Source organism: Brevundimonas sp. (assembly GCF_016463485.1).
Lineage (GTDB): Bacteria > Pseudomonadota > Alphaproteobacteria > Caulobacterales > Caulobacteraceae > Brevundimonas.
The window spans coordinates 1-15,068 of sequence record NZ_JAEMRD010000082.1 but is presented as its reverse complement, the minus strand read 5'-3'; the positions used below and the strand labels follow the sequence as shown (position 1 = coordinate 15,068).

The 15,068-nt window shown below is 68.3% G+C and carries 11 protein-coding genes and 1 tRNA gene; 7 read left to right on the top strand and 5 right to left on the bottom strand.

What is annotated here, in order from left to right:
* From JHC99_RS12045 to JHC99_RS12035, 3 genes are all read right to left on the bottom strand, one after another.
* Positions 1 to 1,976, bottom strand: a 1,976-nt coding sequence (locus JHC99_RS12045; RefSeq protein WP_292154532.1) for a transglycosylase domain-containing protein, incomplete at its 3' end; no start/stop codon positions are given.
* A 396-nt stretch (positions 1,977 to 2,372) separates the two neighbouring features.
* The gene (locus tag JHC99_RS12040) at positions 2,373 to 3,080 is read right to left on the bottom strand and encodes an exonuclease domain-containing protein (protein ID WP_292154530.1); all 708 of its coding nucleotides are present in this window, start codon (positions 3,078 to 3,080) and stop codon (positions 2,373 to 2,375) included.
* 18 nt (positions 3,081 to 3,098) lie between these two features.
* A tRNA-Cys gene (locus tag JHC99_RS12035) sits at positions 3,099 to 3,172 on the bottom strand.
* A 153-nt stretch (positions 3,173 to 3,325) separates the two neighbouring features.
* Here JHC99_RS12035 and JHC99_RS12030 point away from each other — a divergent pair.
* The 5 genes from JHC99_RS12030 to JHC99_RS12010 all read left to right on the top strand — a co-directional run bounded on the left by JHC99_RS12030 (position 3,326) and on the right by JHC99_RS12010 (position 10,026).
* On the top strand, positions 3,326 to 3,970 hold the full coding sequence (locus JHC99_RS12030) for a protein-L-isoaspartate O-methyltransferase (protein ID WP_292154528.1): 645 nt from the start codon (positions 3,326 to 3,328) through the stop codon (positions 3,968 to 3,970).
* A 137-nt stretch (positions 3,971 to 4,107) separates the two neighbouring features.
* Positions 4,108 to 5,658: a TolC family outer membrane protein gene (locus JHC99_RS12025; RefSeq protein WP_292154527.1), complete on the top strand. Its 1,551-nt coding sequence runs from the start codon at positions 4,108 to 4,110 to the stop codon at positions 5,656 to 5,658.
* Between the two features lie 167 nt (positions 5,659 to 5,825).
* Positions 5,826 to 6,410, top strand: coding sequence for a DUF2497 domain-containing protein (locus JHC99_RS12020; RefSeq protein ID WP_292154525.1), 585 nt, complete (start codon positions 5,826 to 5,828; stop codon positions 6,408 to 6,410).
* Positions 6,411 to 6,491: 81 nt separating this feature from the next.
* Positions 6,492 to 9,290, top strand: coding sequence for a valine--tRNA ligase (locus JHC99_RS12015; RefSeq protein ID WP_292154523.1), 2,799 nt, complete (start codon positions 6,492 to 6,494; stop codon positions 9,288 to 9,290).
* A gap of 10 nt (positions 9,291 to 9,300) precedes the next feature.
* A complete protein-coding gene (locus tag JHC99_RS12010; protein WP_292154521.1) occupies positions 9,301 to 10,026 on the top strand; it encodes a TlyA family RNA methyltransferase in 726 nt (241 codons plus the stop codon).
* 263 nt (positions 10,027 to 10,289) lie between these two features.
* Here the strand turns inward: JHC99_RS12010 and JHC99_RS12005 are convergent, their stop codons facing one another.
* Positions 10,290 to 10,922 (bottom strand): glycine zipper 2TM domain-containing protein, encoded by a 633-nt coding sequence (locus tag JHC99_RS12005; protein ID WP_292154519.1) that lies wholly within the window; start codon positions 10,920 to 10,922, stop codon positions 10,290 to 10,292.
* Between the two features lie 219 nt (positions 10,923 to 11,141).
* Between JHC99_RS12005 and JHC99_RS12000 the strand changes: the two genes are divergently transcribed.
* Together JHC99_RS12000 and JHC99_RS11995 are read left to right on the top strand one after the other, a co-directional pair.
* Positions 11,142 to 12,386, top strand: a complete 1,245-nt coding sequence (locus JHC99_RS12000; protein ID WP_292154517.1) for a class I SAM-dependent RNA methyltransferase — start codon at positions 11,142 to 11,144, stop codon at positions 12,384 to 12,386.
* 80 nt (positions 12,387 to 12,466) lie between these two features.
* Positions 12,467 to 13,543, top strand: a complete 1,077-nt coding sequence (locus JHC99_RS11995; RefSeq protein ID WP_292154515.1) for a branched-chain amino acid aminotransferase — start codon at positions 12,467 to 12,469, stop codon at positions 13,541 to 13,543.
* 20 nt (positions 13,544 to 13,563) lie between these two features.
* On the opposite strand, the gene JHC99_RS11990 is transcribed toward JHC99_RS11995, so the two are convergent.
* Positions 13,564 to 14,634, bottom strand: a complete 1,071-nt coding sequence (locus tag JHC99_RS11990; protein WP_292154513.1) for a PA0069 family radical SAM protein — start codon at positions 14,632 to 14,634, stop codon at positions 13,564 to 13,566.
* Positions 14,635 to 15,068: the final 434 nt, after the last annotated feature.

The following is a 15,068-nucleotide window of genomic DNA, read 5'->3' as shown; positions in this document are numbered from 1 at the left end:
ATCCAGCGACCCAGGCCCCGGGCGCTGGCGGCCGTGCCACGCTGGACCACGCCTTCGAGCATCGACGAGATCTGGTAGGCGGTGATGGGGTCGATGACCTGGGATCCGCGCGGCTGGAGGCGGGGCGATTCCTGGCCCGAGAAGCCGCGACCGCACTCACGACAGTTGCGTCGGTCGCCGCGATAGATGGTCTCGCCGTTCCGGTCCTGGATGTACTCGATCAGATAGGGATCGACGCGGCGGCCCCCGTTGACGAAGGCGGAATAGGCGGCGGTCAGGCGATAGGGGGTGGTCTCGCCGGCGCCCAGGGACACCGACAGGTTGGGCTGGAGGTTGTCGGCGACGCCCATCTTCTTCGACAGCTCCACGACCTTGTTCATGCCGACGGCATTGGCCAGGCGGACGGTCATGACGTTGCGCGACAGCTCGAGGCCACGACGCAGGGTCTGGGGGCCATAGTACTGGCGACTGTAGTTCTCGGGCGTCCACCGGCCGCCGTTGGCACCCCCGGCGAAGCTGATCGGGGCGTCCAGCACGATCGAGGCCGGGGTGAAGTCGCCGGATTCCAGCGCCGTGGCATAGACGATCGGCTTGAACGCCGAGCCGGGCTGGCGCTCGGCCTGGGTCGCGCGGTTGAAGCTGGAGAGGGCGTAGGAATAGCCGCCGACCATGGCGAGCACCCGGCCTGACTGGGGCTCGATGGCGACCAGGGCGCCGTTGACGGCGGGGATCTGTTTCAGGGCGTACTGGCCGCCCTTCTTCTCGACGAAGACGAGGTCGCCGCGCTTCAGGCCGCGCGTGGCGTTGGCCCAGGACACGTCGGCCCCGATCAGGCTGCCGGTCTCGCCGGTGCGGGCGGTGACGATCTGGACGTTGCTTCCGGCGGCGGCGGTGACGGCGGCGGCCTCCCAGGCGCGGCGTTCGGGCGGTGCGGTCTTCTTCAGGGCGTCGGCCTGCCAGCCGTCGGCGAGGTCGGTCGTGCCCCAGGCCCCGCGCCAGCCGTGGCGGCGGTCGTAGTTCTCAAGGCCCGTCATCAGGGCGTCGCGGGCGGCCGTCTGGAGCGAGGGGTCCAGGGTGGTCCGCATATAATAGCCGCCGGCGTTCAACTGGGCGCCCACGTCCGGGTTGGCGGCGGCGATGCGGCGGGCCTCTTCGACGAAGAAGTCGGCGTCCTGGTACTGGGCACGCTTGGGGGCGTCCTGGGTAATCAGCGGGCGTGCGCGCAGCTCGGTCAGGTTGGCCCCGTCCAGCCAGTTGCTCTGGTCCATCTCGCCCAGGACCCAGTCGCGACGGCCCTTGGCGGCACCGGGGTGGCGTTTGGGATGGTAGTTGTTCGGACCCTTGGGCAGGGAGGCCAGGAAGGCGGCCTCGTCCGGGGTCAGCTGGGCCAGGGACTTGCCGAAATAGTTGTAGGCGGCCGAGGCGACGCCGTAGCTGCGGTAGCCCAGAAAGATCTCGTTCAGATACAGCTCGAGGATCTGCTGTTTCGACAGGGTGGCTTCGAGGCGGCTGGAGAGGATGGCCTCCTTCAGCTTGCGGCCGATGGTCGATTCGTTGGTCAGCAGGACGTTCTTGGCCACCTGCTGGGTGATGGTCGAGCCGCCCTCGAGCCGGCGACCGGCGACGGCGTTGAAGATGTTCTTGAACATCGCCCGGCCCAGGCCCGACACGTCGATGCCGCCGTGGGAGAAGAAGTTGCGATCCTCGGCCGCCAGGAAGGCGTGGATCACAGGCTGGGGGATCTGGTCATAGGTGACATAGATCCGGCGCTCGTCCGAGAACTCGCCGATCAGGGTGCCGTCGCCAGCATAGACCCGCGTCGCGGTCGGCGGGCGATAGTCGGCCAGGTCCGAGGCGTCGGGCAGGTCATGGAACAGCCAGGCGGCATAGATCGCCACCACCAGCCCGGCCAGCGCAATCGCGCCGAGCAGGCCGATGCCCGCCATCACGAACCAGCGTTCGGCAACCTTCACCATCGACTCCGGAATACCCTCAGTGGACCGGGTTTAGACCGCGCCGCCGGGCAATCAAAGGGGCGGTGAGACACCAGTATCAGGATACGGCGCAAAAAGCACTTCGCCGAACAATGTTCTGTGATTCATCCTTGGTTCCTGCGTGGCTCGCACCGCATGGCATCCCGGGAGTCCGGACTCAAAAACAGAGTCCGAGGAGTCCGGACTCAAAAATAGAGTCCGAAGAGTCCGAACTTTACCGGGAGCGGCGGAGGACGAGGTGTCAAAGACCGAGAGGTCCATCATAGCACGGGTGGCATCCCAGGCTTGCTGAAGGGGCCCTATGTCGGCTCAATCCCTTGTCGCACAACGCGTTGGGCAGCCCAGGTTCGCAACCTGCGGCCGCCATCCCAGCCGGATCTAGCCCCGCGACCGCCGTTCGATCTCGGCGCGTGCGGCCGTGAGGACATCCGCGTCCATGTCGGACTGACCGGCCATCCAGCGCAGATAGTCGTCCGGTACCTGGGCCCAGGGCTTGCGGCGGTGCTTTCCGAAGGGAACGGTCTCGACATCGCGCGGGGCGTTGGACCATTCGATCATCTGCTCGATCGAGGCGGTCTTCAGCAGGTCGATCAGGGTGTGGGCCGTCACCCAGGCGTCGGGACCCGCGCGGTGGGCGGGGTCGGCCAGGGCCGGGTCGTGGCGATGGCCGCGCCAGTAGCGCAGCACCTGGTTGGAGTGGCCGGGCGCGTCGGGCCAGACCTGTTTCGCGCTGCGCAGGGTACAGATCCAGGGCAGGCCAGCATGGGCTGTGTCGGCGATGAAGCCGCGCTCGAACCGGGCGGAATGGGCGACCATGACGTCGGCGGGCCCGCAGGCCGCAAACATCTCGCGCAGGGCATATTCATCGCAGTGGGGATCGGCGTCGCAGAAATGCTCTGGCGTCAAATGATGCACGGCCATGGCGTGGAAGGAGATCTCGCCGCGCGGCCTGAACAGTTTCGATACCGGGGGCAGGGGGGTCCACTCTCCGTCCGCGCCCTGGACCACATCGACGATCCCGACCTCGATGATCTCCGAGGTCCGATCCCCGCCGGTGGTTTCCAGATCGACGACTCGCAGGCGCATGGTGCGGATATAGGGGTTTGGAGGCCTGACCGGGAATCGAACCCGGGTGCAAGGATTTGCAGTCCTCTGCGTCACCACTCCGCCATCAGGCCGTCTCAATCCCGGGGCCCCGGCGGAGGGGCCCAAGTCTCGCGGGGCTGGGCCTCGCGAGGCGCGGTTGCTATCAGATCGGATTGTCGGCCGCAACGCGCGGACCTATAAGCGGCGCTGATTTTCAAAGATTCTCTCACCGAAGGCCGTCGAAGATGGATAACGCCCCCGTGGACACGGCTGCTGCGCGCAAGGTGATGGTGGATTCGCAGGTCCGAGTGAACGACGTCACCGACCGGGGCATCCAGGCCGCTCTGTTGTCCGTCGCGCGTGAAAAGTTCTGTGCCCCCGACCGCGCCTGGGCCGCCTATGCCGAGGTCGAGGTCGAGATCACCGGCGACCGCAAACTGATGATGGCCCGCGACGTGGCCAAGCTGTTGCAGGCGCTTCAGCCGCGCGCCGGCGAGACGGCGCTGGCCATCGCAGGCCCTTATGCGGCGGCGGTTCTGGCGGCCATGGGGTTGACGGTGACAGCCCAGGATTCGGATCAGGCGGTGCTGGACGTCGTGGGCGAGGGTCTGGCCGAGGCGGGCGTGGCGACGGTGATGCAGTCGCTGGGTCAGCCGTCCGGCGGCGACTATGACCTGATCGTGTCCGAGGTGGGCGTGGCCCAGCGGCCCGAGGCCTGGATCGCCGCGCTGAAGGTCGGCGGGCGTCTGGCGGTCGTCGAGCGGTCGGGACCGGCCGGCAAGGCGGTGCTGTACGTCAAGGGTCGCGATGGGGTGTCGCGGCGCGAACTGTTCGATTCCAACCCGGGGGTCGTGGCCGAAATGACGCCCGCGCCGGCTTTCGCACTTTAAGGTAGCGGCGGCGCGACGGAGCCCTCTGGCGCCCGCGTGAATAAAACTTAACTGGCGCAGGGCGGTCGACCTGCGCTTTACGCCGACTGCAACAGTTTATGGCGCGCCCTCTCCGGCGCGATCATCGGGATAGGGTCATGCTGAAACGTTCGTCCGTGCTCGCCTCGGCCTGCGTCGCCGCCGTCATGGCGGGGATCGCCGCGCCCGCCTTCGCGGAGACCCTGCAGGAGGCCATCGCCCTGGCCTATCGCACCAATCCGACCCTGCTGGCCCAGCGGGCCAACCAGCGCGCGCTGGACGAGAGCGTGCCCCAGGCGCGGGCGGGGCTGCGGCCGCAGATCGACGTCAGCGCCAGCGCCAACTACAGCCGCGTCCATGCTGGGGCCAACGAGACCGCTCCGACCGCCGGCATCGACTTCAACGGCGACGGGATAGACGATGTCCCCGCCTCGCCCGGGTCCGACGGCGTCAACGAGGCGACCACGGGATCGGCCTCCATCGGCCTGTCGCAGACCCTGTATTCAGGCGGCCGTATCGGTCACGCCATCTCGGCGGCCGAGGCGAACGTGCTGGGTGGGCGCGAGAACCTGCGGTCGATCGAGCAGCAGGTGCTGGCCTCGGTGATCCAGGCCTATGTCGACGTGCTGCGTGACATCGAGATCCTGCAGATCCGCCAGCAGAACCTGACCGTGCTGCGTCGCCAGCTCGACGAATCCAATGCCCGTTTCGAGGTGGGTGAGATCACCCGCACCGACGTGGCCCAGTCCGAATCGCGCCTGGCCCAGTCCCAGGCCGACCTGGCCAACGCCCAGGCCCAGTTGTCGGTGTCGCGCGCCGCATACGCCGCCGTGGTCGGCCAGGCCCCGGCGACGCTGGTGACGCCGCCGCAACTGCCCGGTGTTCCGTCCGACTTCGAGGTCGCGCTGAGCACCGGCCTGGCCGAGAACCCCTCGATCAAGGCCGCCGAATATCAGCTTCGGGTCGCCGAGAGCCGGGTCGCGGCGGCGCGGGCGGAATATCTGCCCTCGGCGCGGCTGACGGCGTCTTACGGCGGGTCGGGCAGCCCCGACGGGTTCGACCTGGCCGATCGCACGGCGTTCCAGGCCGGGGCCTCGATCTCGATCCCGCTGTTCACCGGAGGGCTGAACCAGTCGCGCGTGGCCCAGGCCCGCGAACAGGCCAACGCCGCCCAGATCGGTATCGAGGGCGAGCGCCGGGGCGTGCTCCAGGATGTGTCGTCGTCCTTTGCCCAGGTCATCTCGACCCGCGCCAGCCTGGCGGCGGGCGAGGAAGCCGTGCGGGCCGCCACCGTCGCGGCCGAGGGCGTGCGCCAGGAGGCCCAGGTCGGCCTGCGCACCACCCTGGACGTGCTGAACCAGGAACTGGAGCTGCGCAACGCCCAGATCCTGCTGACCAATGCGCGGCGCAACGAATATGTGGCCCAGGCCCTGCTGCTGTCGGCCATGGGCCGGCTGGAGGGCGGCGATCTGGATCCGAACATCGAACTCTACGATCCGGTCGCCAACGCGGACGCCGTGCGCAACCGGGGGGCCCTGCCCTGGGACGGTGTGATGGAGACCATCGACCGAATCGCCGCCCCGCCGGTCATGCCCGCCAACGACGCCGAGGATGCGCCGATCGATACCCAGTTGAAGTCCGACGTGATCCGCACCGCCCCCGCCGCCTGAACCTGCGGGTCCACGGACATTAACCAAAGACGCGAAAAACGGCCGTTGATTCCGTTGGGCGTTGATGCGACGACAGGACCAAGGGGACTTGCGGCCAAGCTGTGCCGTGCGTCGCCGTTCGCTGATTGCCCCTGGACACTTTCCGCCAGGCTCGCCCGAGGTTACGCATGACCGATCCGACCGCCCAGGAACCGACGATGGAGGAAATCCTGGCGTCGATTCGCCGGATCATCTCCGAGGACGACGCTCCGGCCGAGGCTGCGGCCCCCGCGCCCGCGCCTGAGCCGGTCTACACGCCCGAACCCGAGCCGGTCGCCTTCATGGCCGCGCCCGAGCCGGAGCCTGCGCCCACACCGGTCGAGCCGGAAGACGATGTGCTGGAACTGACGGACGTCTATGAGGCCCCCGAGGCCGAAAGCATCGGCGACCTCGACGTCTTCTCGCCCGAACCTGAGCCCGCGCCGGCCCCGAGGCCTGCGCCGACCCCAAGCTATGACTCGCTCGTCGGCGAAAGCGCCGCCGCCAGCGCCGCCTCGGCCTTCGCCGGTCTGGCGTCCAGCCTGAAGAAGCCCGCCCCGGCCGCCGCGCCGTCCGGTGGTGATCTGGCTTTCATGTCGGGTTCGACCGTCGAGGGGATGGTCGCCGAGATGCTGCGTCCGATGATCAAGGACTGGCTCGACGCCAACCTGCCCGGGATCGTCGAGACGGCGGTCAAGGCCGAGGTAGAGCGGATCGCCCGGTCCGCCACCTAGCCCTCGGCTTCATCCCCCACTAGATCAACAGGGGCGGCTCCGACGGGGCCGCCCTTTGCTTTTGTGAAAACGATACCTCCGATGCTCGAGAAAACCTTCGACCCCAAGGCCGCCGAACCCCGCCTGTATGCGCAGTGGGAGGCGTCGGGCGCGTTCGCGCCGAAGACCGACGGCGCCGCCGAGGCCTATTCGATCGTCATCCCGCCACCGAACGTGACGGGGTCGCTGCACATCGGCCATGCGCTGAACAACACGCTGCAGGACATCCTGGCGCGGTATCACCGGATGCGCGGCAAGGCGGTGCTGTGGCTGCCGGGCACGGATCATGCGGGGATCGCGACCCAGATGGTGGTCGAGCGCCAACTGGCAGCGGCAGGCAATGTCGGTCGGCGCGACATGGGCCGCGACGCCTTCGTGCAGAAGATCTGGGACTGGAAGGCCGAGAGCGGCGGCACGATCGTGCAGCAGCTGCGTCGGCTGGGCGCGTCCTGCGACTGGTCGCGCGAGCGGTTCACCTTGGACGAGGGGCTGAACGCGGCGGTGAGGAAGGTCTTCGTCCAGCTGCACCGCGAGGGGCTGATCTATCGCGACAAGCGGCTGGTCAACTGGGATCCCCAGTTCCAGACGGCGATCAGCGACCTGGAAGTCGAACAGCGCGAGGTCGACGGCTTCTACTGGCATTTCGCCTATCCGCTGGCGGACGGGGTGACGTACGAGCACCCGGTCGCGTTCGATGAGGAGGGTGTGGCGACGGAATGGGAGACGCGCGACTACATCGTCGTGGCGACGACCCGGCCGGAGACCATGCTGGGCGATACCGGGGTGGCGGTGCATCCGGGTGACGAGCGGTATGCGGGGCTGGTCGGCAAGTTCGTGACCCTGCCCATCGTCGGTCGGCGCATCCCGATCGTCGCGGATGAGTATGCTGATCCGACCAAGGGTTCCGGCGCGGTGAAGATCACGCCGGCGCATGATTTCAACGACTTTCAGGTCGGGAAGCGGGCGGGATTGCCGTCGATCAACATCCTGAACCAGTTCGCGGCCATTCTTGATTGGACCGACACGGCGACCGGCGTGGACGAGACCCAGGATCCGTTCGATCCTGAGACGCCCGAGTTCGTCGTCGGCACCATTCCCGCCGAGCTGCGCGGCCTCGATCGGTTCGTGGCGCGAAAGGCCATCGTCGCGCGGGCCGAGGCGGAGGGCTGGCTGAAGGAGATCGAGAAGACGAAGCACGTGGTCCCGCACGGCGACCGGTCCGGCGTGGTCATCGAGCCGTGGCTGACGGACCAATGGTACGTCGACGCCCATACGCTGGCGCAACCGGCGCTCAAGGCCGTCGAGACCGGCGCGACCGTGTTCGAGCCGAAGTCGTACGAGAAGATCTATTTCGAGTGGCTGCGCAACATCGAGCCCTGGTGCATTTCGCGTCAGCTCTGGTGGGGGCATCGCATCCCGGCCTGGTACGGCCCGAACGGCGAGATCTATGTCGCCGAGACCGAGGAAGACGCCCGCGAACTGGCCATGGACGACTACGACTCCGTCGTCGCCCTGACCCAGGACGAGGACGTTCTCGACACCTGGTTCTCGTCGGCGCTGTGGCCGTTCTCGACCATGGGGTGGCCGGAGAAGACCGAGGATCTGGAGCGGTTCTATCCGACCAGCGACCTCGTCACGGCGGCGGACATCATCTTCTTCTGGGTGGCCCGGATGATGATGATGGGGCTGCATTTCATGGACGGCGAGGCGCCGTTCAAACGGGTGATCATCAACGGCCTGGTCCGCGACGAGAAGGGCCAGAAGATGAGCAAGTCCAAGGGGAACGTCATCGATCCCCTGGTCATCATCGACGAGCTGGGGGCCGATCCGCTGCGGTTCACCATGGCGATCCTGTCGGGCACACGCGACATCAAGCTGTCGAAGGAACGGATCGAGGGTTACCGCAATTTCGGAACCAAGCTGTGGAACGCCGCCCGCTTCAGCCAGATGAACGAGGCGCTTCGGGTCGAGGGCTTCGATCCCGCGACCGTGCAGCAGACGATCAACCGCTGGATCCGCGGCGAACTGGTCAAGTGCGAGCGGCAGGTCTCCGAGGCCATCGAGGGCGGGCGGTTCGACGATGCGGCGTCGGCGCTTTACCGGTTCGTGTGGAACGTCTTCTGCGACTGGTATGTCGAACTGTCCAAGCCGGTGCTGAACGGCACCGATGAGGCGGCCAAGGCCGAGACGCGGACGATGACGGCCTGGACCCTGGACCAGACGCTGAAGCTGCTGCACCCCGTCATGCCCTTCATCACCGAGGAGCTGTGGGCCGAGCTGGGTCGGGAGGGCGCCGCGCGGGAAGAGCCCATGCTGATCGGCGCGGCCTGGCCCCGGTTCGACGACGGCTTCATCGATCCGGCAGCGGAGGCCGAGATCGGCTGGCTGGTCGATCTGGTCACCGAGGTGCGTCAGTTGCGGGCCGAAATGAACGTGCCGCCGGGGGCCAAGCCGCCGCTGGCCTTCGTGGCACCCGATGCGGTCACAGCCGGACGGCTGGAGCGGCATCGGCCGTTGATCCTGACCTTGGCGCGGGTGTCGGAGGTGGCGTCGGTCGAGGCCGCGCCGACCGGGGCGGTCAGTTTCGTCTCGGGCGGGGCGACGGCGGCCCTGTCGCTGGCCGGCATCATCGATCTGGCCGCCGAACGGGTGCGTCTGGCCAAGGCGGTCGCGGCATTCGAGAGCGACATCGGCCATGTGAACAAGAAGCTGGGCAATCCGAACTTCGTCGCCAAGGCCGCCCCCTCCGTGATCGACGAACAGCGCGCCAAGCTGGCCGAGGCCGAGGAAGGCAAGGCGCGGATGGTCGCGGCGCTGGCGCGGCTCGAGGCCCTGGGGTGAGGACGTTGCGGTGAGGCTCGATCACCTGCTGGTCTCGCGGGGCCTGTTCGAGACACGATCCCAGGCGAAGGCGGCCATCGAGGCGGGGCGGGTGACGGTGGGTGGCACCGTGGCGACCCGGCCTGCGCAGCCCGTGCTTGAGGACGCCGAGATCACCGCCGAGGCCGCCCACCGTTTCGTCGGGCGGGGCGCGCTGAAGCTTGATCACGCCCTGACCCTGTGGCCCGTCGCGGTCGAAGGCCGGGTGGTGCTGGATGTCGGGGCATCCACCGGCGGGTTCACCGAGGTCTGCCTGGAGCGCGGCGCGGCGATCGTCTTCGCCGTCGATGTGGGGCAGGGCCAGATGCATCCGCGTATCGCCGCCGATGCGCGCGTAGTGAACCTGGAACAGACCGATGCGCGGACGCTGGGCCCCGAGTTGATCCCGCAGGCGCCCGGTCTGATTGTGTGCGACGCGTCCTTCATCGGCCTGGCCAAGGTGCTGCCGGCGGCGCTGGGGCTGGCCGAGGCGGGCGCGGACCTGATCGCCCTGGTCAAGCCGCAGTTCGAGGCGGCGGGGCCCGAGGGGCACAGCAAGAAGGGCGTGGTCAAGGACCCGGCGGCCCATGCGGCGGCGGTCCAGCGGGTGTCTGACTGGCTGGAGGGCGTCGGCTGGACGGTTCAGGCGACGACCCAGAGCCCCGTCACCGGCGGCGACGGCAATGTCGAGTTCCTGCTGTGGGCGATGAAGTGGTAGCGGCGCTTCTCCCTCCCCTCGGGGGAGGGTGGTCGGAGCGAAGCGGAGACCGGGTGGGAAGGGCAAGGCGAGACGGCGCTGACTTGCTTTGCCGCCCCCACCCGATCGCTTCGCGATCTGCCCTCCCCCGCAGGGGGAGGGAGAGGCTGTGCCGACGCCCCGAAAAATGAAAGCCGCCGGGGGATTTCTCCCTCGGCGGCTCCCGTCACATCATCGACCGACAGGGGGGCTGAAACTGATCGATGACATGATCTCGTGGCGGATCAGCGCGGGACCCAGCCGTATTGTGAATCATAGACGTAGCGGCCGTCCGGGCTGACCTGGCGGTTGTCGCCATAGCCTCGGTCGTAGCGGTCATCGCGGCGACGGTCGTCACGACGGCGATCGTCGTAGCGGCGGTCGTTGGCCGAATAGGGGCCATAGCCGTTCTGGTCGTAGTAGACGTTGGCCGAACCGTAGGACGAGGAGGGCTGGCTGTAGCCGTAGCTGTTCTGGCTATAGCCGCCCTGGCTGTAGCCGTTCTGGCCGTAGCTGTAGGAACCCTGCTCGTAGCAGCGGTCGCTGGAGCCGCGACCGACGCTGCCGCCGACGACGGCACCCAGGACGCCGCCCAGGATCGAGCCTTCGGTGCGGCGACCGCGCGCGGCCAGTTGCGACCCGACCACGGCACCCAGGCCGCCACCGATCACGGCACCTGCCCCAGTGCGACCCGAGCGCTCACGGTCGCAGCGGTAGCTGTCGCCGTAAGCGGGCTGGCTGTAATGGCCCTGCGATTGATAGCCGGGACCATAGGCGGGCGAGCCGTAGTAGGACTGGGCGGAGGCGGGCAGGGCGACCGCGCCGGCGGCCGCAGCGGCGGCGGTGGCCAGGGCGATGGAGCGAGACAGTCGGGACATGGTCTGATCCTGTGAGAGACGAAGGTTGTGGCCAAAACGGCTGGTGACCTCGTCCGTTGCGTCAGGGTTTACGACCTCGAAACTGAACGGCCTTTGAGCGACGCGTTCATCTTCGTTCAGGTTTTGAAGAGGGCTACCGCTCGCGACGCGGTCGCTCGCTGCTTGAGCCTGAGCCTCAGCGCATTTCGCATCGGCGGCCGCGTGGGATAGAGGGCCCCCATGGATGATTTGCTGACGATCGACCGCATCGGGGCCCAGGGCGACGGGATCGCCGAGACGCCCGGCGGGCCCGTGTTCGCGCCCCTGACCCTGCCCGGCGAACGGGTGCGGGCTGAGGTCAAGGACGGGAGGGCCGAGCGGGTCGAGGTGGTCGAGGCCAGCCCCGACCGGATCGCGCCGGTGTCGCCTCACTACGGGGACTGCGGCGGGTGTTCGCTGCAGCACTGGGCGGCGGGGCCTTACCTGGACTGGAAGCGGGAGCAGGTGCGGCTGGCCCTGGCCCGCGAGGGGATCGAGACCGAGATCGAGGCGACGGTGGCGTCCCCGCCCGGATCGCGGCGGCGGATCGCCCTGCATGCGCGGCGAACGCCCGAGGGGCGGGTCATCCTGGGGTTCAAGGCGAGGAAGTCGTGGAGGCTGGTGGAGGTTTCGGCGTGTCCAGTGGCCGATCCCCGGCTGGTGGCGGCGTTTCCGGCGCTGGCGAAGATCGCGGCGGCTTTCCTGGAGCATCCGAAGTCGGCCCCGACCCTGCACGCCACCTGGACCCTGACCGGCCTGGATGTCGATGTGACGGGGGTGGAGCGCAAGTCGGGCGGGCTGTCGGCGGATCGTCAGATGCAGGCCATCCGGGCGGCCAACGCGGCCGATCTGGCCCGGCTGAGCCTGGCGGGGGACACCTTGATGATGGCGCGCCAGCCTCTGGTCGCGTTCGGACCGGCGACCGTGCCGGTGCCGGCGGGGGGCTTCCTGCAGGCGGTGCCGGAGGCGGAGGCGGCGATGACATCGCGGGCGGTGGCGGCGGTGAAGGGATCGAAAAAGATCGCCGACCTGTTCTGCGGGGCGGGCACCTTCACCTTTCCGCTGGCCACGGTGGCCCCGGTGCTGGCGGCGGACGGATCGGCGGCGGGGATCGCGGCGCTGAAGGCGGGGGTCGGCTCGGCCAAGGGGTTGCGCCAGATCACGGCCGAGGCGCGCGACCTGTTCCGCCGGCCGCTGAGCCCGTTCGACCTCAAGGGCTGCGACGCCATCGTCTTCGATCCGCCGAGAGCCGGGGCGGTCGACCAGACGGCCCAGATCGTCGGGACCAAGGCGTCCGTGGTCGTCGGGGTATCGTGCAATCCGGTGACCTTCGCGCGTGACGCCCGGACCCTGATCGACGCCGGATTCCGGCTGGAAACGGTGACGCCGATCGACCAGTTCCTGTGGTCCGCCCACGTCGAACTGGTCGGGGTGTTTCGCAGGTAGTCACAAACGCCCTCAACACGGCGGCCGATACGGGTTAGTGAACGCCCGACTTCCCCATCCAGCCTGCCCAGAGATCGTCCGTGTTCAAGTTCCTGACCCATCCCGCGCCGACCGCAGCCGATGAGCGGGCCAAGCGCCTGATCGATCCCGGCTTCGGCAAGGTGTTCACGGACCATATGGCTACGATCCGCTGGACCGAGGCCAAGGGCTGGCACGACGCCCAGATCGGGCCGCGCCAGCCGTTCCAGATCGATCCGGCGGCCAGCGTCCTGCACTATGCCCAGGAAATCTTCGAGGGGATGAAGGCCTATCGCTCGGGCAATGGCGTGACCCTGTTCCGTCCGCTGGAGAACGCGGCGCGTTTCGCCCGCTCGGCCGAACGGCTGGCCATGCCGGTCCTGCCCGACGACCTGTTCATCGGTGCGATCGAGGCCCTGGTCCGCACCGAGATCGACTGGATCCCGGAGCAGGAGGGCTCCAGCCTGTATCTGCGCCCCTTCATGTTCGCCAATGAGGCCTTTCTGGGCGTGCGGGCGGCGACCGAATACATGTTCTGCGTCATCGCCTCCCCGGCCAGCGCCTATTTCAAGGGCGGGGCCAAGCCGGTGAAGCTCTGGGTTTCGGACGACTATACCCGCGCGGCGCCGGGCGGCACGGGCGCGGCCAAATGCGGCGGCAACTATGCCTCCAGCCTGGTCGCCCAGCAGCAGGCCGTGGCCAAGGGCTGCGACCAGGTCGTCTTCCTGGACGCCGCAGAACACCGCTGGGTCGAGGAACTGGGCGGGATGAACATGTTCTTCGTGTTCGACGAAGGCACCCTGCGCACCCCGCCGCTCGGGACCATCCTGCCGGGCATCACGCGCGCCTCGATCCTGACCCTGGCGCGCGATCGCGGAATGACGGTCGAGGAGGCCCCGTATGACATCGACAGCTGGAAGGCGGACGCCGCCAGCGGCCGGCTGACCGAAGCCTTCGCCTGTGGCACGGCGGCGGTGGTCGCGGCGGTGGGCGAGATCCGCTGGACCGGCGGTGAACAGGCCGTCGGCGGTGGCGTCGAGGGGCCAGTCACGACCTCGCTGCGGGCCGAACTGACCGGCATCCAGCGGGGCGAACGGCCCGATCCCCACGGCTGGAACCACACCGTCACCCTGGGCTGAACCGACGAGGCGGTTGTGCCTCAGTCGAACAGCTCCAGTTGGGGGCGGGCGTCGGCGGGGACCTTGAACCTCGTCACGTCGAGCTCGCGTAAGGGGCCGTCCAGGCCATAGCGTTTGACGGCGGCCTTGAAGCGGACGGCGATCAGGTCGGCGACGGGGCCGGTGCCCTTCATCCGCTGGGACCAGTCGGCGTCGTAGTCCTTGCCCCCGCGCGTCTGGCGGACCAGGGACATGACGCGGGCGGCGCGGTCCGGCCGGGCGTCGGCCAGCCATTCCTGGAACAGGTCCTTGATCTCCAGCGGCAGGCGCAGGGTCACATACATGGCCCGCGTCGCCCCGGCCTTGGCGGCGGCCTCCAGGATGGATTCCAGTTCGTGGTCGTTGAGGCCCGGGATGACGGGGGCGAAGCCGACGCCGACGGGGACGCCCGCATCGGCCAGCCGCTTCACCGCGTCGAGTCGGCGGGCCGGGGTCGCGGCACGGGGCTCCATGGTGCGCGCGAGGTCGCGGTCGAGCGTCGTGATCGACACGAAGGCCTGGGCCAGGTTCTCGCGGCCCATCGGGCCAAGGATGTCCACATCGCGGGTGATCAGGTTCGACTTGGTGATGATGGAGAAGGGCTGGCTGAACCGCCGCATGACCTCCAGCAGGCCGCGCGTGATCCGGTGCTCGCGCTCGACCGGCTGATAGGGGTCGGTGTTGCCGCCTATGTGGATGCGCTTGCAGACGTACCGGCGGGCGGCGAGCTCCTGTTCCAGGAGACGCGGGCCTTCGGGCTTGAAGAAGAGTTTGCTCTCGAAATCCAGGCCCGGGGATAGGCCCATCCAGGCATGGGACGGACGGGCGTAGCAGTAGATACAGCCATGTTCGCAGCCTTTGTAGGGGTTGATCGAGCGGTCGAAACCGATGTCGGGCGAGGTGTTGGTGGTGATGATCTTGCGGGCGTGCTCGGGCGTGAGCGTGGTCCGCAAAGGGGCAGGGGCGTCGTCTTCGGGCGTCCAGCCGTCGTCGAAGGTCTCGTGCACCACCGGTTCGTACCGGCCGGTGGCGTTGGTGCGGGCGCCGCGTCCTTTCGTTGCAACGGTGGGCATGAGGGGAAGGTAGCGTGGTGACGGAACAAAGCAAGAACAAAATCGGCAGTCTCGATCTCGCGGGAGTTCATTTGGGAGGCTGCTGCGTCAAAAGCGGACGTGGTCCCTCTCCCATCGGGAGAGGGCTTGAGCCTCCGGGAGCGCAGCGATCGGTCAGGCGAAAGGGTGAGGGGTTCAGGCCTGACCGGGAGGCAGAGCTTTGGCTCACTTGATACGCCACGCCCCTCACCCTTTCGCGCAAGGACGACGGCTGCGCCGCCGTGCGCTCAAGCCCTCTCCCCATGGGAGAGGGAAGTCGGTTGGGGTGTTGCTCCGACTGTGTGTCGGGCGGTAAGGCGGGGCGTTACGGGAGACCCACGCCATGCATGACATTAAAGCCATTCGCGAGACGCCGGAAGCCTTCGTGGCGGGCTGGTCGGCGCGTGGGGTGGAGG

Coding starts and splice junctions, on each gene's coding strand:
- JHC99_RS12040 (WP_292154530.1), bottom strand. CDS start 3,080: ATGCGCCTGCGAGTCGTCGATCTGGAAACCACCGGCGGGGATCGGACC.
- JHC99_RS12030 (WP_292154528.1), top strand. CDS start 3,326: ATGGATAACGCCCCCGTGGACACGGCTGCTGCGCGCAAGGTGATGGTG.
- JHC99_RS12025 (WP_292154527.1), top strand. CDS start 4,108: ATGCTGAAACGTTCGTCCGTGCTCGCCTCGGCCTGCGTCGCCGCCGTC.
- JHC99_RS12020 (WP_292154525.1), top strand. CDS start 5,826: ATGACCGATCCGACCGCCCAGGAACCGACGATGGAGGAAATCCTGGCG.
- JHC99_RS12015 (WP_292154523.1), top strand. CDS start 6,492: ATGCTCGAGAAAACCTTCGACCCCAAGGCCGCCGAACCCCGCCTGTAT.
- JHC99_RS12005 (WP_292154519.1), bottom strand. CDS start 10,922: ATGTCCCGACTGTCTCGCTCCATCGCCCTGGCCACCGCCGCCGCTGCG.
- JHC99_RS12000 (WP_292154517.1), top strand. CDS start 11,142: ATGGATGATTTGCTGACGATCGACCGCATCGGGGCCCAGGGCGACGGG.
- JHC99_RS11990 (WP_292154513.1), bottom strand. CDS start 14,634: ATGCCCACCGTTGCAACGAAAGGACGCGGCGCCCGCACCAACGCCACC.